At 70.0% G+C, this 22,698-nt stretch carries 19 protein-coding genes and 2 tRNA genes; 5 read left to right on the top strand and 16 right to left on the bottom strand.

From position 1 onward, the window contains the following. From ACYVOO_RS22115 to ACYVOO_RS22080, 8 genes are all read right to left on the bottom strand, one after another. Nucleotides 1–208, bottom strand: a 208-nt coding sequence (locus ACYVOO_RS22115; protein ID WP_461017409.1) for a hypothetical protein, incomplete at its 3' end; no start/stop codon positions are given. 70 nt (nt 209–278) lie between these two features. After that, the gene (gene mreD / locus ACYVOO_RS22110; protein WP_461017408.1) at nt 279–1,028 is read right to left on the bottom strand and encodes a rod shape-determining protein MreD; all 750 of its coding nucleotides are present in this window, start codon (nt 1,026–1,028) and stop codon (nt 279–281) included. 3 nt (nt 1,029–1,031) lie between these two features. Beyond that, nucleotides 1,032–1,967: a rod shape-determining protein MreC gene (gene mreC / locus ACYVOO_RS22105; RefSeq protein ID WP_461017407.1), complete on the bottom strand. Its 936-nt coding sequence runs from the start codon at nt 1,965–1,967 to the stop codon at nt 1,032–1,034. Nucleotides 1,968–2,131: 164 nt separating this feature from the next. Then, the gene (locus tag ACYVOO_RS22100) at nt 2,132–3,151 is read right to left on the bottom strand and encodes a rod shape-determining protein (protein ID WP_453351218.1); all 1,020 of its coding nucleotides are present in this window, start codon (nt 3,149–3,151) and stop codon (nt 2,132–2,134) included. Nucleotides 3,152–3,460: 309 nt separating this feature from the next. Then, a complete protein-coding gene (gene ndk, locus ACYVOO_RS22095; RefSeq protein WP_461017406.1) occupies nt 3,461–3,874 on the bottom strand; it encodes a nucleoside-diphosphate kinase in 414 nt (137 codons plus the stop codon). Nucleotides 3,875–3,994: 120 nt separating this feature from the next. Then, a complete protein-coding gene (locus ACYVOO_RS22090) occupies nt 3,995–4,348 on the bottom strand; it encodes a DUF4233 domain-containing protein (RefSeq protein ID WP_461017405.1) in 354 nt (117 codons plus the stop codon). Next, complete coding sequence (gene folC, locus ACYVOO_RS22085; protein WP_461017404.1) at nt 4,349–5,926, bottom strand: bifunctional tetrahydrofolate synthase/dihydrofolate synthase; 1,578 nt, start codon at nt 5,924–5,926, stop codon at nt 4,349–4,351. Between the two features lie 92 nt (nt 5,927–6,018). Next, nucleotides 6,019–8,661 carry a valine--tRNA ligase gene (locus ACYVOO_RS22080; RefSeq protein WP_461017403.1) on the bottom strand — a complete coding sequence of 881 codons (2,643 nt, stop codon included), beginning with the start codon at nt 8,659–8,661 and terminating at the stop codon, nt 6,019–6,021. Between the two features lie 143 nt (nt 8,662–8,804). On the opposite strand from ACYVOO_RS22080, the gene ACYVOO_RS22075 reads away from it, so the two are divergent. Both ACYVOO_RS22075 and ACYVOO_RS22070 read left to right on the top strand, forming a co-directional pair. Continuing rightward, nucleotides 8,805–9,782, top strand: a complete 978-nt coding sequence (locus tag ACYVOO_RS22075; RefSeq protein WP_461017402.1) for a hypothetical protein — start codon at nt 8,805–8,807, stop codon at nt 9,780–9,782. Between the two features lie 205 nt (nt 9,783–9,987). Beyond that, on the top strand, nt 9,988–10,683 hold the full coding sequence (locus ACYVOO_RS22070) for a hypothetical protein (protein WP_461017401.1): 696 nt from the start codon (nt 9,988–9,990) through the stop codon (nt 10,681–10,683). A 78-nt stretch (nt 10,684–10,761) separates the two neighbouring features. On the opposite strand, the gene clpX is transcribed toward ACYVOO_RS22070, so the two are convergent. The 5 genes from clpX to ACYVOO_RS22045 all read right to left on the bottom strand — a co-directional run bounded on the left by clpX (nt 10,762) and on the right by ACYVOO_RS22045 (nt 15,554). Next, complete coding sequence (gene clpX / locus ACYVOO_RS22065; RefSeq protein WP_453351355.1) at nt 10,762–12,051, bottom strand: ATP-dependent Clp protease ATP-binding subunit ClpX; 1,290 nt, start codon at nt 12,049–12,051, stop codon at nt 10,762–10,764. A gap of 162 nt (nt 12,052–12,213) precedes the next feature. Continuing rightward, on the bottom strand, nt 12,214–12,867 hold the full coding sequence (locus ACYVOO_RS22060) for an ATP-dependent Clp protease proteolytic subunit (RefSeq protein WP_453351354.1): 654 nt from the start codon (nt 12,865–12,867) through the stop codon (nt 12,214–12,216). Nucleotides 12,868–12,935: 68 nt separating this feature from the next. After that, nucleotides 12,936–13,541, bottom strand: coding sequence for an ATP-dependent Clp protease proteolytic subunit (locus ACYVOO_RS22055; protein ID WP_453351356.1), 606 nt, complete (start codon nt 13,539–13,541; stop codon nt 12,936–12,938). A gap of 386 nt (nt 13,542–13,927) precedes the next feature. Beyond that, entirely contained in the window at nt 13,928–15,364 is a 1,437-nt protein-coding gene (tig, locus tag ACYVOO_RS22050) for a trigger factor (protein WP_461017400.1), read from the bottom strand. A gap of 113 nt (nt 15,365–15,477) precedes the next feature. After that, nucleotides 15,478–15,554: transfer RNA gene (locus ACYVOO_RS22045), tRNA-Pro, on the bottom strand. A 137-nt stretch (nt 15,555–15,691) separates the two neighbouring features. On the opposite strand from ACYVOO_RS22045, the gene ACYVOO_RS22040 reads away from it, so the two are divergent. Continuing rightward, a tRNA-Gly gene (locus ACYVOO_RS22040) sits at nt 15,692–15,765 on the top strand. Nucleotides 15,766–15,852: 87 nt separating this feature from the next. Here ACYVOO_RS22040 and ACYVOO_RS22035 read toward each other — a convergent pair. Then, complete coding sequence (locus ACYVOO_RS22035; protein WP_461017399.1) at nt 15,853–16,047, bottom strand: hypothetical protein; 195 nt, start codon at nt 16,045–16,047, stop codon at nt 15,853–15,855. Nucleotides 16,048–16,640: 593 nt separating this feature from the next. Between ACYVOO_RS22035 and ACYVOO_RS22030 the strand changes: the two genes are divergently transcribed. Beyond that, the gene (locus tag ACYVOO_RS22030) at nt 16,641–17,906 is read left to right on the top strand and encodes an acyltransferase family protein (protein WP_461017398.1); all 1,266 of its coding nucleotides are present in this window, start codon (nt 16,641–16,643) and stop codon (nt 17,904–17,906) included. Between the two features lie 209 nt (nt 17,907–18,115). Here the strand turns inward: ACYVOO_RS22030 and mgtE are convergent, their stop codons facing one another. Next, nucleotides 18,116–19,471 carry a magnesium transporter gene (gene mgtE / locus ACYVOO_RS22025; protein WP_461017397.1) on the bottom strand — a complete coding sequence of 452 codons (1,356 nt, stop codon included), beginning with the start codon at nt 19,469–19,471 and terminating at the stop codon, nt 18,116–18,118. A gap of 394 nt (nt 19,472–19,865) precedes the next feature. Continuing rightward, entirely contained in the window at nt 19,866–21,023 is a 1,158-nt protein-coding gene (locus ACYVOO_RS22020) for a PP2C family protein-serine/threonine phosphatase (protein WP_453345520.1), read from the bottom strand. 260 nt (nt 21,024–21,283) lie between these two features. On the opposite strand from ACYVOO_RS22020, the gene ACYVOO_RS22015 reads away from it, so the two are divergent. Then, nucleotides 21,284–22,522, top strand: a complete 1,239-nt coding sequence (locus ACYVOO_RS22015; RefSeq protein WP_461017396.1) for a GNAT family N-acetyltransferase — start codon at nt 21,284–21,286, stop codon at nt 22,520–22,522. The last annotated feature ends 176 nt before the right edge of the window (nt 22,523–22,698 follow it).

Below are 22,698 nucleotides of genomic sequence, written 5' to 3'. Positions count from 1 at the left end.
CATCCAGGATCGAGCCCCGGGTGGCGGGCTGCACCACCTGCTGCACGTGGTTGCCCGCCGCCTCCTTCTGGTACTCGTCGCCGTTGCGCACCTGGAGATACCACAGCCGCCCGCCCAACGTCAGCAGCAGGGAGAGGACGAGGATCTGGATGGCGACCAGCCGGATCGTGACCCGGGGCGTGCGCCCGGTCTCCGGGATGTTGCTCATGCGGCGCAGGGCCTCCTTGCGGAGTGGTGGTCGGACCGGTGGTGCCTCCGGAGGGGCGCTGAACCGTCGCTCACAGCCGCTTGACCCCCTTGATCCGGCCCGCCTTGTTCCGTGCGGTGCGGCCGATCAGGCTGCCGCGCTGGCCGCCGATGCTCGCCGTCTTGCCGACCTTGCCCGGTTTGCCGCCGCGTCCAGGGCGTCCGAACCGTCCGGTCTCGCCGCCGAGGGTGAGCCCTGTGCCCGAGGTGAGCCAGCCGTAGCCCCGGCCGCCGCCACTGGCGCTGCCGCCGCCCGCCGCCTCGGCACCCGCGAGGGGGTCCCGCTCGGAGCGCCGTGCCAGGGCCATGATCAGCGGCACGGTGAAGGGCGCGAGGAGCAAGTCGTAGAGGGTGGCCGTGAACAGCAGGCCCACCAGCCCCACCTGCCGCGCCGCGGTGTCGCCGACGAGGGCGCCGACCCCCGCGTACAGCAGCGTCGAGCTGATCGCCCCGCTGGCGACCACCAGCATGGGCACCGTCGCCGAGCGGTGCGCGCCCGTGTCGGGCTTGGTGAGCCCGGCGGCGTAGCCGACGACGCACAGCACGAGCGCGTAGCGGCCCACGGCGTGGTCGGCGGGGGGTGCGATGTCGGCGAGGAGCCCGGCGAAGAAGCCGATGAGCGCGCCGGCGGTGTGTCCGTAGACCATGGCCAGACCGAGCACGACCAGCAGCAGCAGATCGGGCACGGCACCGGGCAACTGGAGTCTGGCGAGCACACTCACCTGGACGATCAGGGCGACGGCCACCAGGCACGTCGAGAGAAGCATCCGGTTGAGGCGCATGGGTCAGCTCCTGGGTGATGCGGAAGCGCCGGGGGTCTTGGTGACGGTGACCGTGGGCGTCGGCTTGGCTTCCTTGGGTTTCTCGGGCCGCAGCACATCGTTGCGCGGATTCTTCTTCGGCGGCTCGACGACCACGCCGACGACGTCGAGCTTGCTGAAGCCCACATACGGGCGGACGCTCACCGTACGGGTGAGATCGCCGCCGCTCGGATCCACCTTGGTGACCCGGCCGACCGGCACTCCGGGCACGAACGGCTTGTCGTCCTGGGAGCCGAAGGTGACCAGGCGGTCGCCCTCCTTCACCTCGGCCTTGCCGTTGAGCAGCTGCACCGTCAGCGCGTTGCCGCCGCGCCCGGTGGCGAAGCCCAGCTCGCTGCTCTTCTCCATCCGGGTGCCGACGGTGAAGTCCGGGTCGTTGGCGAGCAGCACGGTGGACGTGGAGGCGCCGACGGTGGTGACGCGGCCGACGAGGCCGTCACCGTTGATGACGGTCATGTCGCGTGCGAGCCCGTCCTCGCGGCCCGCGTCGATGGTGACGGTCCAGGAGAAGCCCTGTGCGGCGCCGATGCCGATGACCTCGGCGCCCTTGATGCCGTAGCCGCCCGCGCCCGCTGTGCGCAGCAGCTTGTCCAGCTCCTGGGCGCGGGCACGGTGCCGGTCGCCAGAGCCGAGCTTCTGCTTGAGTGCGGCGTTCTCCTGCTCCAGTGTGCTTATGCGGTCGTGCCGCTCGCCGGAGTCGCGGATGGCGCCGACGGCGTTGCCGACCGGGTCGACCGCCGCGGATACGCCGTTCTCGACGGGGCCGAGGACCGAGGCGGCCCCCTGCCGCGCGCTGTCGAGCGGAGACTGCTCGCCTCCCCTGATGTCCACCGTGATCAGTGCGAACGCGATGGCGATCAGGAGAACGAGCAGCAGCCGGCTTTCTCGTGTGTCCCTCACGTGCGGCGGCCGTGCCTTTCCTCAGTCGGAAACGGTTCGCGCTCCGCGCCGTGTGCGGGGAGCACGCGTGGCATGCATGGTGCGTTTTTCTGGAACAGTTAACGATCCGCCGCGCGGACGGTACTCAGATGGCACTCGTCCATGCGGCGGATCGTGTTTCTACGTCATCGCCTCGGCTGTGCGTCGAGCACCTGCTGGAGTGCCTCGAATTCCTCCACGCACTTTCCGGAACCGAGTGCCACCGAGTCGAGCGGGTCCTCGGCGATATGGATCGGCATTCCGGTCTCGCGCCGCAGCCGCTCGTCGAGGCCGCGCAGCAGCGCGCCGCCTCCGGTGAGCACGATGCCGCGGTCCATCACGTCACCCGAAAGCTCGGGCGGGCACTTGTCCAGGGTGGTCTTGACCGCGTCGACGATCGCGTTGACCGGCTCCTCGATGGCCTTGCGGACCTCGGCCGCGGAGATGACGACGGTCTTGGGCAGCCCGCTCACCAGGTCACGGCCGCGGATCTCGGTGTGCTCGTCCTTGTCCATGGAGTACGCCGAGCCGATGGTGATCTTGATGCTCTCGGCGGTGCGCTCGCCGAGCAGCAGGCTGTACTCCTTCTTGATGTGCTGGATGATCGCGTTGTCCAGCTCGTCGCCCGCGACCCGGATGGACTGGGCCGTGACGATGCCGCCGAGGGAGATCACGGCGACCTCGGTGGTGCCGCCGCCGATGTCGACGACCATGTTGCCCGTGGCCTCGTGGACCGGGAGCCCCGAGCCGATCGCGGCGGCCATGGGCTCCTCGATGATGTGCACCTGCCGGGCCCCGGCCTGGGTGGACGCCTCGATCACGGCGCGGCGCTCGACGCCGGTGATACCGGACGGGACGCAGACGACGACGCGGGGGCGGGCCATCCAGCGCCGCTTGTGGATTTTGAGGATGAAGTAACGGAGCATGCGCTCGGTGATCTCGAAGTCGGCGATCACGCCGTCCTTGAGAGGGCGCACCGCCACGATGTTGCCGGGGGTCCGGCCGATCATCTTCTTCGCCTCGGCTCCGACCGCCAGAATGCCGCCGGTGTTGGTGTTGATGGCGACGACGGACGGCTCGTTGAGGACGATCCCGCGACCCCTGACGTACACCAGCGTGTTGGCGGTCCCGAGGTCGACAGCCATATCACGGCCGATGAACGACATGTTGTTCGCCATAGGATGCGTCTGGCCTTCCAACTGGAAACTGGAGCGATGTGTGGAGAGGACGGCAGGAAGCGTGTACCGCGCGAACGCTTCGGGGCGCGAGGTTCCATCGTAGACGCGCTCGCTCGAACACGTGGCGAGGGTTCCTCCGCCATTGTCGGCGGTACACCGGTCGTCCCCGTAAATAGTGACGCCGTGTCGGGGTGATGCGTTCCCCCGAACAGCCGCGCATATGCCGAAGGGCGACCGAAAAACTCCGGTCGCCCCTGGTCACCAGGGCTCTCGCGCTGATGACCCGTCAGGAAACGGCTAGCTAAAGTTCGGGAAAAAAATCTTCAGTTCTCGCTCTGCGGACTCCTCGGAGTCCGAGGCGTGGATGAGATTCTCCCGCACGATGGTCCCGAAGTCACCGCGAATGGAACCGGGCGCGGCGGCGATCGGGTCCGTCGGCCCGGCCAGCGCCCGTACGCCCTCGATCACGCGCTCACCCTCGACCACCACGACGGCGGACGGGCCCGAGGACATGAACTGCATCAGCGGCTCGTAGAAGGGCTTGCCCTCGTGCTCGCCGTAGTGCGTCTCCAGCGTGGCACGGTCCAGGGTGCGCAGTTCGAGTGCTGCGATCGTCCACCCCGCCTTGCTCTCGATCCGGCCGAGAATCTCGCCGATCAGACCACGGCGTACGGCATCGGGCTTGAGCAGGACGAGCGTGCGCTGGCTCATGGTGCGGGCTCCTTGGGGGAAGCGGGGGCTGCGCTCTGCGACAACGCGTGAGGCGATATCGCGTGCCGCGTTTTGCGGTATGCGGGTGACCAGAGGCTACATGGGCGCGGGCGTCCGCTCTCACGCAGCGTCAGGTTCGGGCTCCGAAGCGGCGGCGAACCTGGCCTTCGCCTCGTCGATCTTCCGCCCGAAGTGCACCGAAGCCCACCACAGCCCCGCGAAGCAGGCACCGAGGAAGAACATCGTGGGCACGACGAAACCGGACGCGATCAGCAGGACCTGCAACGCCCAGCCCAGCTGCACACCCCCGGGCCGCCCCAGCATCCCGCACAGCAGGACGCACAGGAGCATGGCGATCCCGCTGACCGTCCAGACCGTGGCCGTGGACATGTCCGTCGTCTGCATCGCCACCAGCCCGGCGAACCCGATCACGAAGAACTCGCCGATCAGGGTGGACGCGCACAGGGTCCGCATCTAGCTCTTCCTTCCGCCGCCGCCCAGCAGCAGCCGGGCCTCCCCCACCGTGATGACCGAGCCGGTGACCAGGACGCCCGCACCCGCGTACTCGTCCTCCTCCTCGGCCAGCGTGATCGCTTCCTCGATGGCGCTGTCCAGCCGGGGCTCCACCTGCACCCGGTCCTCGCCGAAGACCTCCACGGCGATACCGGCCAGCTCGTCCACGTCCATGGCGCGGTACGTGGAGTTGCGGGTGACGACGACCTCGGCGAGGACCGGCTCGAACGCCTCCAGCAGACCCCGTACGTCCTTGTCCGCGCTCGGGCCGACCACACCCACCAGACGGCTGAAGCTGAACGCCTCGCTGACGGCCTCGGCCGTGGCCTGCGCGCCCGCCGGGTTGTGCGCCGCGTCCAGCAGCACGGTGGGCGAGGCGCGCACGGTCTCCAGGCGTCCCGGCGAGGAGACCGAGGCGAAGGCCGTACGGATCGTGTCCACGTCCAGGGTGCGGGCGTGCTCCTGGCCGACGCCGAAGAACGCCTCGACAGCGGCGAGCGCGACCACCGCGTTGTGCGCCATGTGCGCGCCGTGCATCGGCAGGAAGATGTCCGGATACTCGCCGCCGAGACCGCGCAGCGTCAGCAGCTGCCCGCCCACCGCGACCTCACGGGACACGACGCCGAACTCCATGCCCTCGCGGGCCACGGTGGCGTCCACCTCGACGGCCTTCTTCAGGACGACCGAGGCCGCCTCCACCGGCTGCTGCGCGAGCACGACGGTGGCGTCGGGCTTGATGACCCCCGACTTCTCCCCCGCGATCTTCTCGGGCGTGTCCCCGAGCCGGTCGGTGTGGTCCAGCGAGATGGGGGTGATGACGGAGACGCCCGCGTCGATGACGTTCGTCGCGTCCCAGGTGCCGCCCATGCCGACCTCGACGATGGCGACGTCCACGGGCGCGTCGGCGAAGGCCGCGTAGGCCATGCCGGTCATCACCTCGAAGAAGGAGAGGCGGTACTCCTCGCGCGCGTCCACCAGCTCCACGAAGGGCTTGATGTCCTCGTACGTCTCGATGAACTTCTCGGCGGACAGCGGGGCGCCGTCCACGCTGATCCGCTCGGTGATGGACTGCACGTGCGGCGAGCTGTAGCGGCCCGTGCGCAGCTCGAAGGCGCCGAGCAGCGCCTCGATCATGCGGGCCGTGGTGGTCTTGCCGTTGGTGCCGGTGATGTGGATCGAGGGATAGGCGCGCTGCGGGTCGCCGAGGACGTCCACGAGCGCGGCGATGCGCTTGACCGAGGGCTCCAGCTTGGTCTCGCCCCAGCGCGTGGCCAGCTCCGCCTCGACCGCGCGCAGCGCCCTGTCCAGCTCGGGGTCGTCCGGGCGGGCCGGCACGACGTCCGCCTGGGGCGGTCCCGCCTGGGCGCGCAGGGTGCGGCTGCCCGCCTCGATGACGGCGAGGTCGGGATCGCGGTCGGCTTCCTCACCGACGATCTCGTCGAACGCGGCGTCCGCTGGATCGGCGAGGTTGTCGAGGTTCTCCGGATCGGCGGGGTCGAACTCGTCAGGGCCTTCGGCCGGCCCGGGCTGGTCACTCACGCCGCCCAGTCTACGTAGCCGGAGAGCGGTCGGCCCGCGACGGTCTCCCCGCCCTCCGGCGCCCCTTCACCCGGGGCGCCGGAGGGGGTGCGTCAGGCCGCGGGGAGGCGGTCGAGCTGGGCCTTGAGCCGGGCGATGTCGGACTCGGCGGTGGACTGGCGGGTCCGGATCTTCGCCACGACCTCGTCCGGGGCCTTCGCGAGGAAGCCCTCGTTCCCCAGCTTCGCCGTGGTCTGCTTCAGCTCCTTCTCCGCAGCCGCGAGGTCCTTCGTGAGCCGCTTGCGCTCGGCCTCGACGTCGATCGCGCCCGAGAGGTCCAGCGAGACGGTGGCGCCCGCCACCGGCAGCGAGGCCGTGGCGTGGAAGCCCTCGCCCGCTGGCTGGAGCCGCAGCAACTGGCGGATCGCGTCCTCGTGCGCCGCCAGCGGCGTGCCCTCGGCGGCCAGCTCGGCCGGGACCTTCTGGCCGGGCTGGAGCCCCTGGTCGGCGCGGAAGCGGCGGACCTCGGTCACGGCCTGCTGGACGGTGCGGATCTCGTCCTCGGCCGCCGCGTCACGGAAGCCGGAGTCCGCCGGCCAGGCGGCGACGACGAGCGACTCCGCTCCCGTGAGCGTCGTCCACAGCTGCTCGGTGACGAACGGCATGACCGGGTGCAGCAGCCGCAGCGTGACGTCCAGGACCTCGCCCAGGACGCGCCGCGAGACCTCGGCCGCCCTGCCGCCCTTGCCGAAGGTGGTCTTGGACAGCTCGACGTACCAGTCGAAGACCTCGTCCCAGGCGAAGTGGTAGAGCGCGTCCGAGAGCTTCGCGAACTGGTAGTCCTCGTAGTGCCCGTCCACCTCGGCGACGACGGAGTTGAGGCGGGAGAGGATCCAGCGGTCGGCCGGGCCCAGCTCGGCCGCGTCCGGCAGCGGCCCCTCGACCGTCGCGCCGTTCATGAGCGCGAAGCGCGTGGCGTTCCAGATCTTGTTGGCGAAGTTACGGGACGCCTTGACCCAGTCCTCGCCGATGGGGACGTCCGTGCCCGGGTTCGCGCCGTTGGCGAGGGTGAAGCGCAGGGCGTCCGAGCCGTACGCCTCCATCCACTCCAGCGGGTCCACGACGTTCCCGAACGACTTCGACATCTTCTTGCCGTGCTCGTCGCGGACCAGACCCGTGAGCGCGATGGTGTGGAAGGGGGCGATCCCGTCCATCGCGTAGAGCCCGAACATCATCATCCGGGCGACCCAGAAGAAGATGATGTCGTAGCCGGTGACCAGGACATCCGTGCCGTAGAACTTCTTGAGGTCCGGCGTCTCGTCGGGCCAGCCGAGCGTCGAGAACGGCCACAGCCCGGACGAGAACCACGTGTCCAGGACGTCCGGGTCCTGCGTCCAGCCCTCGCCCGCCGGGGGCTCCTCGTCGGGCCCGACGCAGCGGACCTCGCCCTCGGGCCCGTACCAGACCGGGATGCGGTGGCCCCACCAGAGCTGGCGCGAGATGCACCAGTCGTGCATGTTGTCGACCCAGTCGAAGTAGCGGGACGACATGTCGGCGGGGTGGATCTTCGTACGCCCGTCGCGGACCGCGTCGCCCGCGGCCTGCGCGAGCGGGCCGACCTTGACCCACCACTGCATCGACAGCCGCGGCTCGATCGTCGTCTTGCAGCGCGAGCAGTGCCCGACGCTGTGCGTGTACGGGCGCTTCTCGGCGGTGATCCGGCCCTGCTCACGCAGCGCGCCGACGATCGCGGAGCGCGCCTCGAAGCGGTCCAGACCCTCGAAGGGGCCGTGCGCGGTGATCACGCCGCGCTCGTCCATGACCGTGTACGAGGGGAGGTCGTGGCGCTGGCCGATCGCGAAGTCGTTGGGGTCGTGGGCCGGGGTGACCTTGACCGCGCCGGAGCCGAACTCCGGGTCCACGTGCGCGTCCGCGACGACGGGGATCGTGCGGTCCGTCAGGGGCAGCTTGATCCGCTTGCCCAGCAGACGCGCGTACCGCTCGTCGTCCGGGTGGACCGCGACGGCCGTGTCACCGAGCATCGTCTCGGCGCGGGTCGTGGCGACGACGAGGGAGTCCTCGCCCTCGCCGTAGCGGATGGAGACCAGCTCGCCGTCGTCCTCCTGGTACTCCACCTCGATGTCCGAGATGGCCGTCAGACAGCGCGGGCACCAGTTGATGATGCGCTCGGCGCGGTAGATCAGGCCGTCGTCGTACATCCGCTTGAAGACGGTCTGGACGGCACGGGACAGGCCCTCGTCCATGGTGAAGCGCTCGCGGCTCCAGTCGACGCCGTCGCCGAGCCGCCGCATCTGGCCGAGGATCTTGCCGCCGTACTCCTCCTTCCACTGCCACACGCGCTCGACGAACGCCTCGCGCCCCAAGTCCTGGCGGGACTTGCCCTCTTCGGCGAGCTGCTGCTCGACCTTGTTCTGGGTGGCGATGCCCGCGTGGTCCATGCCGGGCAGCCAGAGCGCCTCGTACCCCTGCATCCGCTTGCGACGGGTGAGGGCGTCCATGAGGGTGTGCTGGAACGCGTGGCCCAGGTGCAGCGAACCGGTGACGTTCGGGGGCGGGATGACGATCGTGTACGGCGTCTTCTCGCTCTTGGCCTGTGCCTCGAAGTAACCTCGCTCTACCCAGCGCTCGTACAGCTTCCCCTCTACCTCGGCCGGCGCGTACTGGGTCGGCAGATCTGCTGGGGCTGCTGCGTTCGGCCCGTTTGATTCCGGGCTCTGCTGAGTGTTCTCGGTCACGACGGTCAGTGTACGGGCGCGAATGTCGCAGTCTCGAATCGGTTTGGGAACCCGGTGGGGTGGCCGGTATTACCCTCGTCCAGGATGTATGGAACGCATAAGCGATAACTGCTTGTGCTCACATAACGAGGGGACGCGCCACCATGAGCTACCAGCAGCCCGGCCCGTACGGCCAGCAGCCACCGCAGCAGCCGGGACCGTACGGCCAGCCCCAGCAGCCGCAGGGGGCGCCGAACCCGTACGGCGGCCAGGGTGGCGCACCGCAGCAGCCCGGTTACGGCTACCCGCAGCAGCCGGGTCAGCCGGGCCAGCCTGGTCAGCCCCCTTACGGCTACCCCCAGCAGCAGGGCTACCCGCAGCAGGGCTTCCCCCAGCAGCCGGGTCCCTACGGCCAGCCCGGACAGCCCGGCATGCCGATGCCCCCGCAGGGCGGCAAGAGCGGCGCGGGCAAGACCATCGGCATCGTGGTGGGCGCGCTGGTCGTGGTGGGCGCGGTGATAGGCGGCTTCGTCTTCTTCAGCGGGGGCGGTAGCGGCTCCGTCGCGGACGACGGCAAGAAGTACAAGCTCACGGCGCCGCAGACCGTCGCGACGGAGTACACCAAGTCCGCCTCGGGCGCGGACGACATGACCTCCGAGGACGTCGCCGCCTTCGAGAAGTACGGGGTCAAGGGCGCCAAGGACGTGCAGGGTTCGTACGAGTCGGGCAGCGGCTCGACCGCGAAGAAGCTCAACTTCAGCGGCGTGTACGGCGAGGTCGAGGACCCGGAGGCCGTCGTCGACTCCGCCTTCGACAAGCTGGCCACCGAGGCCGAGGAGGACCCGGACACCGGGGGCGGCGGCAAGGCCGAGCTGGTGGGCGAGCCGGAGTCGGTCGAGCCCGCGGGCCTGGACGACGCCGTCATGAAGTGCCAGAACGTGAAGTTCTCCTCCCCCTCCGGTGACACCAGCGGCGTGCCGGGCTTCACCATCCCGGTGTGCATGTGGGGCGACCACAGCACCATCGGCTGGGTGATGGTCGCCGACCCGGCCGCGGCGCTGACCGGCAAGAGCATGTCGATCGACGACGGCGCCGCGACCACGACGAAGGTCCGTGCCGACGCCCGCGTCGAGGTCAAGTAGCACCACCCCGCCAGCACCCCGCCCGCGCGGCGCGCGCGTGCGCGCGGCGGCGGCATCACGAAGGGCGCCCGGCGAAGTCCCGCCGGGCGCCCTTCGCACACCGCGGCACTCCCCCGTGCCCCCCCTCTCGGCAGCCGCGCCCCTCATCCGCCAGGATGAGCACGCCCGGTCATGCCCACACCAACCTGACGATGCGGAGCGCCCCATGAGCCCCGACCAGTCCGTCACAGCAGACCAGCCAGGCACCCCGGCCCCCGCACGGGACGAGAGCGGCGGGGGCGACGGGAGCAGCGGGGGCAGGACGAGGAAGAGAGCGCTGCTCGCCGTCGCCGGGCTCGCCGTGGCCGCGCTGCTCGTCGGCGGCGGCCTGCTGCTGACGGGCGCGTGGGGCGGTACGGACGCGTACAAGCTGACCACCCCGCGCACCGTCGGCGGCGACTACCAGCGCGACGGCAAGGGCGAGACCGGCGACGGCGCCGCGTTCGGCGACAGCGAGGTGCCCGGCATGAAGGCCACGGCGGACGTCAGCGCCGACTACCGCAACGCCACCGCGAGGCTGAACCTCGGCGGCGCCTACGGACAGGTCAAGGACCCGGACACGGCCCTCACCTGGCTCATGGAGAAGTCGGGCGACAACCTCGCCGACACCGGCGCCGAACCCAAGGGCGTGACCAGGGAGTTCAGCCCCTCGCGCTTCGACGGCGACATCCTCACCTGCCAGGAGTACACGATCTCCTCGGTCCCGCTGGCCCTGTGCGGCTGGGGCGACGGCAGCACCGTCGGCCTGGTCTCGTACGTTCCGCTGGAGGCGGGCGGCGCGTCCGCCGACGGGCTGGACCTGGAGAAGACGGCCGAACTGACCGCGCGGGTACGCGAGGACGCCCGCACCGAGGCCGACTGACGGAGGCCGCACGAATATGGGGAGGGCCCCGGCGGATCCGCCGGGGCCCTCCCCATATTCGTGCGTGCGGCCAGCGCGCTACGCGCTCTTCTCGTGCCGCTGGCCCGGCTCGCCCGCGCCGCGGGACCTGGGGACGAGCGTCGGGTTCACGTTGTTGTGGACGACGTCCTCGGTGATGACGACACGCTCCACGTCCTTGCGGGACGGGACCTCGTACATCACCGACTGGAGGACCTCCTCCATGATGGCGCGCAGACCGCGAGCGCCCGTCCCTCGCAGGATCGCCTGATCGGCGATGGCCTCCAGGGCCGGGAGGTCGAAGTCCAGCTCCACGCCGTCGAGTTCGAACAGGCGCTGGTACTGCTTCACGAGCGCGTTGCGCGGCTCCGTCAGGATCTGGAGCAGGGCCTCGCGGTCCAGGTTGTGCACCGAGGTGATGACCGGGAGGCGGCCGATGAACTCGGGGATCATCCCGAACTTCACCAGGTCCTCCGGCATGACCTCCTCGAACTGGTTCTTCGCCTCCAGCTCCCGCTTGGAGCGGATGTCGGCGCCGAAGCCGATCCCCTTCGCGCCCGCGCGCGACTCGATGATCTTCTCCAGGCCCGCGAAGGCGCCGCCCACGATGAACAGCACGTTCGTGGTGTCGATCTGGATGAACTCCTGGTGCGGGTGCTTCCGTCCGCCCTGCGGCGGCACGGACGCCGTGGTCCCCTCCAGGATCTTGAGCAGTGCCTGCTGCACACCCTCGCCCGAGACATCGCGCGTGATCGACGGGTTCTCGCTCTTACGGGCGACCTTGTCGATCTCGTCGATGTAGATGATCCCGGTCTCGGCCTTCTTGACGTCGTAGTCCGCGGCCTGGATCAGCTTGAGCAGGATGTTCTCGACGTCCTCGCCCACATAGCCCGCCTCCGTCAGCGCGGTGGCGTCGGCGATGGCGAACGGGACGTTGAGCATGCGGGCCAGCGTCTGCGCCAGCAGCGTCTTGCCCGAGCCCGTGGGGCCGAGCAGCAGGATGTTGGACTTGGCCAGCTCGATGGCGTCATCGCGCCCCGAGCCGCCGTTCTCGCCCGCCTGCACCCTCTTGTAGTGGTTGTAGACCGCCACCGAGAGGGCCTTCTTGGCCGACTCCTGGCCGACCACATATCCCTCAAGGAACTCGGAGATCTCGCGCGGCTTGGGAAGCTCGTCCCACCGCACCTCGGAGGACTCGGCCAGCTCCTCCTCGATGATCTCGTTGCAGAGATCGATGCACTCGTCGCAGATGTAGACACCTGGCCCCGCGATGAGCTTCTTCACCTGCTTCTGGCTCTTACCGCAGAACGAGCACTTGAGCAGATCGCCGCCATCACCGATGCGTGCCACGAGGTGCTTCCCCTTCGCCTGGGATCCGTCGGCTGTGACGGACCGAGGTACGTGCTCTCCGACGGTACCTTGCCGAGCCGCCGAAATGGGCCCCCCTTGGGCCTACTCGATAGGAGACGAGCCGACCCAAGGGGAACTGGCTTCTGACTCCGCCAGTGTGCGTCAGACTCCGACCGAGGTCTTACGAGTCGTGACGATCTGGTCGATCAGACCGTACTCCAGCGACTCCTCAGCGGTGAGGATCTTGTCGCGCTCGATATCGTCACGGATCTTCTCGATCTCCCTGGTGGAGTGCTTGGCCAGCATCTCCTCCAGTTGGACCCGCATCCGCTGGATCTCGTTGGCCGCGATCTCCAGGTCGGAGACCTGCCCCCGGCCCGTCTCGCTGTACGGCTGGTGGATCAGGATACGCGCGTTCGGGAGTGCCATGCGCTTGCCGGGGGTACCGGCCGCGAGCAGCACGGCCGCGGCGGACGCGGCCTGGCCCATGCACACCGTCTGGATGTCGGGCTTCACGAACTGCATCGTGTCGTAGATGGCCGTCAGCGCCGTGAAGGAGCCGCCGGGGGAGTTGATGTAGACCGAGATGTCGCGGTCCGGGTCCATCGACTCCAGGCACAGGAGCTGGGCCATGACGTCGTTGGCCGAGGCGTCGTCGATCTGGACGCCGAGGAAGATGACGCGCTCTTCGAAGAGCTTCGCGTACGGGTCGTACTCACGGACGCCCTGCGAGGTGCGCTCCACGAAGCGCGGGATCACGTAGCGGGACTCGGCCATGGGTCCCTCGTAGAGGCCGGAGCCGGGGAAGTTGGTCATCGGAGCCTTCTCCTGGTGATGGGCTGACTGCGGTCGGGGGCTGCGGAGCCGTGCGTGTCCGGCGGGGCTCAGGCGCCCGTGCCGCCGCCGCCCGGAAGCTGGGCCGCGGAGCCGTAGACCTCGTCGATCAGGCCGTACTCCTTGGCCTCCTCGGCCGTGAACCAGCGGTCACGGTCGGCGTCGCGGGTCCACTGCTCGACGGTCTGGCCGCTGTGCTGCGCCGACAGATCGGCCATCTTCTTCTTCGTCCGGAGGAGCTGCTCAGCGTGGATCTTGATGTCCGTCGCGGAGCCCGCCAGACCAGCGGAGGGCTGGTGGATGAGGATGTCCGCGTTCGGCAGCGCGAACCGCTTGCCGGGCGTACCGGCCGTCAGCAGGAACTGGCCCATCGAGGCGGCGAGGCCCATGGCGATGGTGACCACGTCGTTCTTGATGTACTGCATGGTGTCGTAGATCGCCATGCCGGCCTGGATCGAGCCGCCCGGGCTGTTGATGTAAAGGAAGATGTCCTTGTCCGGGTCAGCGGCCAGGAGCAGAAGCTGTGCGGTGATCCTGTTGGCGATGTCGTCGTCGACGGGCTGGCCGAGGAAGATGATCCGCTCGTTGAGCAGCCGGTTGTAGACCTGGTCGCCGAGGCCACCACCAATGTTGGGCTCAGCGGCGGCGGAAGGCATCGGAAGCGTCACGTGTCCACCTGCTCGTGTCCGGACGGCCGCGCTTCGGCGTGCCGTCACTGGGGTCTTCGTGTACTTGGGACCCTAACGCGCGGTCCGGACATAGCCATCCCGGTCTCAGACCTGTTCGCTGTGAGCGCAGGTCCCTCACCAGGTCTCGCGCGGCCTCCGGCACGCCCCCGCCGCCCTCCCGGGCGCCCCTGGAGGAGCCGGGCGGGAGGGGCGCGGACGGGGCGGGGCGAAGGGTCCAGGCAGCCCCGGCAGCGGGGCAGGAAAGCACACGGGCCGTCCGGGTGCGCGGCGCGCGCCCGGACGGCCCGTGTCGGCGAGGAGGAGGCGCTGGGGCCCCGGGGCGGCTCGTGGCGAGCCGCCCGCCCTCGTGGTGCTTACTTCTCTTCGGCCTTCGTGTCGGCCTTGTCGCCGGCCGTCTCGTCTGCGTCGTCCGCCTTGGTCTCGGCGGCCTCCTCGGCGTCACCGGACTCGGTGGCCTCGACCGTCTCGGCGGTCTCGTCCTCGTCGTCCAGGTCGACGATCTCGCCGTTGGTGTCCTTGACCGTGGTGGCCTCGACGACCGTCGCCAGGGCCTTGCCGCGGGCGACCTCGCCCACCAGCATCGGGACCTGGCCGCCCTCGACGACGGCCTGCGCGAACTGGTCCGGGCTCATGCCGGAGGACTGCGCGCGGCGCATGAGGTGCTCGGTGAGCTCCTCCTGGCTGACGTTCAGCTTCTCCTTGTTGACCAGCTCGTCCAGCACGAACTGCGTGCGGATGCCCTTCTCCGCCTGCTCCTTCAGCTCGGCGTCGAAGTCCTCCTCCGACTTGTCCTGCATCTGGAGGTAGGTCGCGAGGTCGAGACCCATCTGGCCGAGCTGGTGGTTGACCAGGTTGTGCTTGCGGGTCTCGACCTCGTCCGCGAGGAGCTTCTCGGGGATCGGCACCTCGACGCGCTCCAGGAGGGCGTCGAGCACCTTCTCCTGGGCCTGGGTGGCCTGGTCGTACTTCTTCTGCTGCTCAAGGCGCTTGCGGCTGTCGGCCCTCAGCTCCTCCAGCGTGTCGAACTCGCTGGCCATCTGCGCGAACTCGTCGTCCAGCTCGGGCAGCTCGCGGGCCGAGACGCTCTCGACGTCGACCTTGACCTCGGCCTCCTTGCCTGCGGCGGAGCCGCCCTTCAGCTCGGAGGTGAAGGTGGCGGTGCCGCCGGCCTCCAGGCCCGTGACGGCGTCGTCGATGCCTTCCAGCAGCTCGCCGGAGCCGATCGTGTAGTCGACGCCCTGGGCGACGCCGTCCTCCAGGACCTCGCCGTCGACCTTGGCCTCCAGATCGACCTTCACGACGTCGCCCTCGGCGGCGGCGCGCTCGACGACGCTGGTGGAGGCGAAGCGCTCACGGAGCTGCTCGACGGCCTGGTCCACGTCCTCGTCGGACACGACGGTGGCGTCGACCTCGACCTCAATGTCCGAGTAGTCCGGGATCTCGATCTCGGGACGGATGTCGACCTCGGCCGTGAAGGCCAGCGACTCGTTGTCCTTGAGGTCGGTGATGTCCACCTCGGGCTGCCCGAGCGTGTTCAGCTCGGCCTCCTCGACGGCGGACTGGTACAGCTTCGGGAGCGCGTCGTTGACGGCCTCTTCCAGCACCGCGCCGCGGCCGAATCGCTGGTCGATGACGCGGGCAGGGATCTTGCCCTTACGGAAGCCCGGCACCGTGACCTGCTGATTGATCTTCTTGTACGCCGCGTCGAGGCTGTCCTTGAGCTCCTCGAAGGGCACCTCGACAGTGAGCCGAACCCTGGTGGGGTTCAGGTTCTCAACGGCGCTCTTCACGGTCGGTCTCCTTGGGGCTGACTTCTGGGGGTTTCACGATTGAGAGGGGCGCCCCGTATGCGACACGACGAGTTTGCGGACACGACACAGGCACGCGCGTCTTTCATAGTACGTGGTCGGGGTGGCCGGATTCGAACCGACGACCTTCCGCTCCCAAAGCGGACGCGCTACCAAGCTGCGCCACACCCCGTCGGTGCGACACGTAGAGTACATGCCGTACGATGCAGTCCGTGCCGCTCCGGGGGACAGCTTCGGGAGCACGGGACTCGGGAGCACAGGACCGAGCAGGTCCCGCCCACTGTCCCGATAGACTCTGCGGCGGCGCATGCGGGCGTAGCTCAATGGTAGAGCCCTGGTCTTCCAAACCAGCTACGCGGGTTCGATTCCCGTCGCCCGCTCCACACACGTGAAGGGCCCGGTTCCCCGAGGGGAGCCGGGCCCTTCGCGTCGCGCGCGAGCCACTGGGAAGTCCACCCGGAGCTGGTTCGTCAGAAGCTGATCTGGTTGATCATCTCCGCCAGCGAGTTCATGAAGCGGTTGATCGACGGAGCCATGCCCGTGGAGGCCAAGAAGAAGCCGAAGAGGACAGCGACGACGGCCGGTCCCGCCTTGAGCGAGCCTCCACGGATCAGCACGATCAGGATGACAAGCAACAACACAACTACAGACAGTGAAATGGCCACAACTGATCACACCCTCGCGGTCGCAACGCCTCGCCCTGCCCGGGGACCCGTCGCCATGGCCATGCCCCCGCATCGGCACCATCGTGCCACCAACTTCCGCGCGGGCCGACCCGAGTGACGAATCATCGGCCAAAGGTCCCGGCCCTGATCATGCCGTTCCTCCCCCGGATGCCCTTCGCGTACACCCCACCCGCCCCACGCGATGGGACCGTGTGCACGGAAGACAGCGCGTACACGGGTAATTGCACGGGGAATTCGGCCTGATCAATGCCGTGTGCAGCAGTCGTGCAACATGTGCAATAGCCCGGGTCGGCGCGGCACTCTCCGGTCGAATTCACGGACGCACATGAGAGGCCCAACTCCCTTTGTGGGGTCGGTCACAGGGGTGACAGACTGGGACGCATGGGGCGTCGCGAGGCGGTCACTGTGGACTCATATGCGTTGCTTATGTGGGACATCACACGACACAGCCATCGATAACGAGCATCGAATACTCGTGCCGATTCGGGGTGTGACGAATTACCCCTCGGGCACGCGTACATGAGGACGCGAAGAATTTACGACTCACAGGTTTGAACGCTAAGGTGCGGCAGATGTTGCACGCTGGTTATGAGCGGGCGCCGCTCCCCCCTGCCCGCGAGGACTCCCCCTCCGCGACGCCGCCGAAGGACGCGTCGACGGAGCCCCCTGCCAAGGCAGCACCCAGGCCAGCAGCCAAGAACAAGCCCCGGGATCCGTTCTTCGACAACGCGAAGTACCTGACGATCCTCCTGGTCGGCATAGGTCACGCGTGGGACCCGATCCGGAGCGACAGCCGGACCGCCGAAGCGCTCTACTTCGTGCTCTACACCTTCCACATGCCGGCGTTCATCGTCATCTCCGGCTACCTTTCCCGGAGCTTCGAGGGCAAACCCCGGCAGATCCAGCGGCTGATCACCGGCGTCCTCGTGCCCTACGTGATCTTCCAGGTCGCCTACACCTTCTTCATGCGCTGGGCCAGCGACAGCCCGGACCGCGAGTTCCACATGCAGGAGCCAGGCTTCGCGCTCTGGTTCCTGATCGCGCTCTTCCTGTGGCGGCTGACCACGCCGGTCTGGAAGAACCTGCGCTGGCCGCTCCCCGTCGCCCTGGCCATCGCCGTCGCCGCGAGCGTCACGCCGACCATCAGCAGCGACCTCAACCTGATGCGCGTCTGCCAGTTCCTCCCCTTCTTCGTCCTCGGACTCAAGCTGAAGCCCGAGCACTTCGAGCTGGTGAAGCAGCGCAGGATGCGGCTCATCGCCGTCCCCGTCACGCTGGCGGCCCTGGTCTTCGCCTACTGGGCCGTGCCCCGGATGTCGAAGGGCTGGTTCCTGCACGACAAGGCGGCGCAGGAACTGGGCGTCCCCGCCTGGGTCGGCGCCGTGATGTTCCTCGCCGTGTTCGGCTGCGGGCTCGTCATGACCGCGTGCTTCCTGTCCTGGGTGCCGCGCCGCCACATGTGGTTCACGGTGCTGGGTTCCGGGACGCTGTACGCGTATCTGCTGCACATCTACCCGATCAAGATCTCGCGCGAGTTCGACTGGTACGACATGGACTGGGTGGACCACCCGCTCAGCCGCGTCGTGATCACGCTGCTCGCCGCGGCGATGATGACCGTCCTGTGCACGCCCCTCGTGCAGCGGATCTTCCGCTTCGCGATGGAGCCGACGATGGACTGGTTCTTCAAGCGGGACGCGGGCGCCGCAGCGCGCGAGCGCGAGAAGTCCTCATCCTCGGCGAGCCAGGGCCAGGGCTCCGGTCAGGGCCCCGGTGAGGGTTCCAGCCAGGCCGGGCAGCACGGGCGGCACGCGGTGCACCGGTCGACGCAGGGCTATTAGGCGCACACGCCACGCAGCACGCAGCACGGCCGAGGGCCGTCGCGCCCCGGGGAGACATCCCGTGCGCGGCGGCCCTCAGCCGTGCGTGCCCCGGGGAGACATCCCGTGCGCGGCGGCCCTCAGCCGTGCGTGCCCCGCCCCGTCCCGGTCCCGTTCCGTCACCGTCCCGCGTCGCGTGTCCCGTCGCGCCCGTGCCCGCCGGAGCACCGTCACAGGCCGAGCACGGCGCGCGCGGTGAGGAAGTAGATCACCAGGCCCGTGGCGTCCACGAGGGTGGTCACCATGGGTGCCGAGACCACGGCAGGGTCGATGCGCAGCCGCTTGGCCAGCAGCGGCATCGCGCCGCCCACCGTCGCGGCCCAGCCGCAGATGATCACCAGCGCGACGGCGACGACCACCGCGATGTCCGGGCCCACGAAGAGCGAGCCCACCCCGAGCGCGAGCACCGCCAGCAGCGCCCCGAGCGCCAGCCCGACGCGGCACTCGCGCCAGATGACCGCGAGCAGGTCGGAGCCGCGCACCTCGCCCACCGCCAGGGCGCGCACCGCGGCCGTCGCCGCCTGAGCCCCTGTGTTGCCGCCCGTGCCGATCAGCAGCGGGATGAACATGGCGAGCTGCGTGACCTGCTCCAGCGTCCCCTCGAACGCCTGGGTCACGCTCACCGTCAGCGTCGCGGCCAGCAGGAGCAGCAGCAGCCACACCACGCGGTAGCGGGCGAGCTGCCACACCGTCGCCGCCATGTAGTGCCCGGCCCAGGGCGCCGAGCCCGACTGGCGTGCCACGTCCTCGGTGTCTGCCGCCTCGATGACCTCGACGGCGTCGTCGATGGTGAGCAGGCCGAGGAGCCGGTTCTCGCTGTCCACGACGGGCAGGTCCAGGACGTTCGTCTCGCGCATCAGCCGGGACGCGTCCTCCGCCGGGTCGGTGGCGTGGGCGCGCGGGGCCTCGGTGACGACGAGATCGGCGACGGTGCGGTCCGGCGGGCTCAGCACCAGCTCCCGCAGCTCGACGATCCCGGTGAGGCGCCGCCCGTCGTCCACGACGGGCAGGGTGTAGACGGTCTCGGCGTGCTCGCCCCTGGCCCGCACCCGCTCCAGCGCCTGCTCGACGGTCAGGTCCTGGTTCAGGGAGACGGTCTCCGGGGTCATGTAGCGGCCGACGGAGCCCTCTGGGTAGCCGAGCAGCGCGGCCGTCATGCGGCGCTCGTGGGCGCTGAGCCCGGCCAGCACGCGCTGGGCGACCTTGGCGGGGGCCTCGCGCAGCATGCGGACGCGGTCGTCCGGGTCCATGCCCTCGACCAGCTCGCGGAACGCCACGTCGCGCAGGCCCATGAGGACGGCCTGCTGGTCGACGGGCTCCAGCTCCTCGAAGACCGTGATGGCCTGGTCCTTGTCCAGGAGGCGGAAGGCGACGACGGCGTCGACCGTGTCCATGCGGGCGAGTTCGTCGGCGATCAGGTGGGGCGGGTTCTCGCCGAGCCAGTGCTGCGCGTCGCGCAGGTCGTGGCGCTCAAGGGCGCTCCGGAGGCCGGTGGGCAGCTCGTCGGGTAGCTGGGACTGCGTCATGGCAGGCATCCCTTACGAAACGGTGGGTGGGCGCTGTGGCTGTGTCCGTACGCGCGCGCCGCACGCCGCGCCCGCCCTTCACCGCACCGGGCGGGCTGCCTGGCCGGCTGCCCGGGGGCTACCTGGGGGTGCCTGTGCCGGGTTCTGGAAGGGGCCTGTGGGAGGTCACGGCGGCGGGGCGCGGTGGTCGACTGGGAGGCTCGCTGCGCATCCGGACCACCTCCTCCGCTCGCCGCCGCCGGGGTCACCGGCGGGCCCTGACGTTCCTGTCCGACGTCTCCGTCCGACGGCCCGGCGTTCCGGGCCGTCGGCCAGGATACCCGCCGCCCCTCCCCCGCTCCCCGTCGGCTCGGCCGCCTCGGCCGCGCGAGCCGCGTCAGCCGCGTCAGCCGCCTCAGCCGCGCGAGAGCAGCAGCAGGGCGCGGTCGTCGTTGACGTCGCGGGCCACGGCCTCGATGAGGTGCCACGCCGCGCCGTGGAAGCCGGAGGCGACATAGCGGTCGGCCTCGCCCGTGAGGCGGTCGATGCCGTCGGACAGATCGCGCTCGGCCGTCTCGACCAGGCCGTCGGTGAACAGCATCAGCACGTCGCCTGGGCGCAGCGTGCCCTTGACCGGGTCGAACTGGGCGCCGTCGTACACCCCCAGGAGCGGGCCCTCGGCGGCCTTCTCCTCCCAGGTGCCCGTACCGGCGCCGCGCTGCACGGCGGGGACATGCCCTGCGGAGAAGAGTTCGTAGTCGCCGCTGTCCAGGTCCAGCACGAGGTGCACGGAGGTAGCGAAGCCCTCCTCCCAGTCCTGGCGCAGCAGATAGCCGTTGGCCGCGGGCAGGAACGCGTGCGGGGGCAGCGAGCCCAGCAGGCCGCCGAAGGCGCCGGAGAGCAGCAGCGCGCGGGACGCGGCGTCCATGCCCTTGCCGGAGACGTCGGTGAGAACGACCTCCAGGGTGCGCCCGCCCGGACCCGTTCTGGCCGCGACGACGAAGTCGCCGGAGAAGGACTGCCCGCCCGCTGGGCGCAGCGCCATCTCGCGGTGCCAGCCCTGCGGCAGCCGGGGCAACTTGCTCTGGACCCTGATGCGTTCGCGCAGGTCGAAGAGCATGGTGCCGCCCCTGCGCCACGGCACGCCGACCCGGCTGCGGAACTGTGCGACGAGCAGCCCCGACAGCCCGGCGGCGGCGACCACGAGGATCGTGCCGGGCGTGACACGGCCCGCGCCGTCGTCGTAGGGGCCCAGCACGGCGGACTCGACGATCAGGGCGAAGGCAGCGGCGGCGTACAGCGTGATCAGGCTGGCCGGGCGCAGCAGCAGCCCGCCCGCGATGATCGGCAGGACCAGTGCCTCGGGCGCGGCCCACAGGGGCATCACGATCGTGGCGCAGGTCAGGGTGGGGATCGTCAGTAAGAGGGCGGCGAGTGCGACCCAGTCGGAGGCGCCGCCGCGGAAGTAGTCGACGGCGGATCGACGCACGGTCGTGCGGGCCCGGTGCAGCGCCTTGCGCGCCTGGTGCAACCGGGCCGCCGTGGGGGCCAGGCCCGGTCGACGTACCACCATGCTTCGGGACCTTATCCACACGTTCGGCAAGCCGTCGATTCCCGGCACGGCTCCCCGGTGGAACAGACCGTGCATACGCACGTGCATGAGCCATACGAGCGCCGTAGGCCGTGTGGCCAGGGCCGGAAGGGGACGGTGCGGCGGCTGTGCCCGGGCGGGCCGGGGCCGGACAGGCACCGGACCGGGGCCGCGCGGGCTCCCGTGACCGGGCACCCGTAATTTCGTTCGCCCGCGCACCGCGTCCCTGGTCTCATGGGCCCATGACGACTGAGCTGCGGGTGCTGGACCCCGCGGAGTACGAGAGCTGGACCGAGGGCCTGCTGCGTGCCCTCCTCGTGGACACGGAGCCGCCGGAAGAGCGCGAACTGTGGCGGGAACTGACCGAGTTCGACCGCTCGCTCGCCGCGTGGGACGGCGACGACGTGGTGGGCTCGGCCTCTGCACTCTCCTTCCGCATGTCGGTGCCCGGCGGCGCCGTGGTGCCAACGGCGGGCGTGACGATGGTCCACGTCGCGGCGACACACCGGCGCCGTGGCCTACTGCGCTCCATGATGCGGCGGCAGTTGGACGACATCCACGAGGCGGGCACGGAGCCGCTCGCCGCGCTCACCGCCTCCGAGCCGCAGATCTACGGCCGGTTCGGCTACGGCCTGGCCACCCGCAAACTCCTCGCCGACATCGACACGAGCCGCGTCACGCTCGACGTGCCGCCCGAAGCCGACGACGTACGGCTGCGGTTCGTCGCCGATCCCGCCTCCGTGTGGGAGCGGTGCGAGGCCGTGTACGCGCGGCGGGTCGGCGCGCGCGCCGGGATGCTGGAGCGCGGGCGGCTCCTGCACCGGCTGCCGCTGCTCGATCCCGAGCGGCAGCGCGAGGGGGCGCTGCCGCTGGCCTGCGTGCTGGCGGAGCGCGACGGCGAGGTGACGGGTTACGCGCGCTACTTCGCGCGCGACAGCTCCGACGCCTACGGCGTGCCGCGCGGCACCGTTGCGCTCCGCGATCTGGAGGCGCTGGACCCGGCCTCGTACGGGGCGCTGTGGCGCTACCTCTTCGACCTCGACCTGACGACGACGCTCGTCGCGCACAACCGCCCCGTCGACGACGCGTGGCAGCACATGGTCAGCGACGTGCGGCAGTGCGGGCTGCGCTACCGCGACGCGCTGTTCCTGCGGCCCGTCGACGTGGGCGCCGCGCTCGCCGCGCGGACGTACACGGTGCCCGTGGACGTCGTCCTGGAGGTCGAGGACGCGTTCTGCCCCTGGAACGCGGGGCGGTGGCGGCTCAGCGGCGACGCGAAGGGCGCGAGCTGTGAGCGGACGCGGGACGGGGCGGATGTGGCGTTGTCGGTGCGGGAGTTGGGGGCCGCGTATCTGGGGGGCGAGTCGCTGGGCACGATGGCCTTCACGGGGCGCGTCCGTGAGCTCCGCGAGGGCGCCCTCGCTGCCGCCTCGTCGGCCTTCCTGTCGGACCCGCTCCCCTGGCTGCCGCACGGCTTCTGACGGCCCCTGCGCGGGGTGCGGCAGGAAACGGGGGTGCTTCGTTCGTCGGGGGTGTTGCGCGGGACGGTTCGCCGGTGTGGTGGGTGCCGTAGGGTCCCGCGCTGATTTTTGTGGCTTGGCGCCGTTCCTCGGGTGCGGGCCGGTGGCTACGGCGCGGCGTGTGGTTGCGGTGCGGT

Source organism: Streptomyces daliensis (genome assembly GCF_054782395.1).
Note: the sequence above shows the minus strand (reverse complement) of the source record. Positions and strands in the feature narration are given on the sequence as shown.

Excerpts from the sequence above, each read along its gene's own strand:
- ACYVOO_RS22015 (WP_461017396.1), top strand. The coding sequence starts at position 21,284 with ATGACGACTGAGCTGCGGGTGCTGGACCCCGCGGAGTACGAGAGCTGG.
- ACYVOO_RS22070 (WP_461017401.1), top strand. The coding sequence starts at position 9,988 with ATGAGCCCCGACCAGTCCGTCACAGCAGACCAGCCAGGCACCCCGGCC.
- ACYVOO_RS22090 (WP_461017405.1), bottom strand. The coding sequence starts at position 4,348 with ATGCGGACCCTGTGCGCGTCCACCCTGATCGGCGAGTTCTTCGTGATC.
- ACYVOO_RS22060 (WP_453351354.1), bottom strand. The coding sequence starts at position 12,867 with ATGACCAACTTCCCCGGCTCCGGCCTCTACGAGGGACCCATGGCCGAG.
- ACYVOO_RS22055 (WP_453351356.1), bottom strand. The coding sequence starts at position 13,541 with ATGCCTTCCGCCGCCGCTGAGCCCAACATTGGTGGTGGCCTCGGCGAC.
- mreD (WP_461017408.1), bottom strand. The coding sequence starts at position 1,028 with ATGCGCCTCAACCGGATGCTTCTCTCGACGTGCCTGGTGGCCGTCGCC.
- ACYVOO_RS22020 (WP_453345520.1), bottom strand. The coding sequence starts at position 21,023 with ATGGTGGTACGTCGACCGGGCCTGGCCCCCACGGCGGCCCGGTTGCAC.
- ACYVOO_RS22030 (WP_461017398.1), top strand. The coding sequence starts at position 16,641 with ATGTTGCACGCTGGTTATGAGCGGGCGCCGCTCCCCCCTGCCCGCGAG.
- ndk (WP_461017406.1), bottom strand. The coding sequence starts at position 3,874 with ATGAGCCAGCGCACGCTCGTCCTGCTCAAGCCCGATGCCGTACGCCGT.
- ACYVOO_RS22100 (WP_453351218.1), bottom strand. The coding sequence starts at position 3,151 with ATGTCGTTCATCGGCCGTGATATGGCTGTCGACCTCGGGACCGCCAAC.
- mgtE (WP_461017397.1), bottom strand. The coding sequence starts at position 19,471 with ATGACGCAGTCCCAGCTACCCGACGAGCTGCCCACCGGCCTCCGGAGC.
- ACYVOO_RS22075 (WP_461017402.1), top strand. The coding sequence starts at position 8,805 with ATGAGCTACCAGCAGCCCGGCCCGTACGGCCAGCAGCCACCGCAGCAG.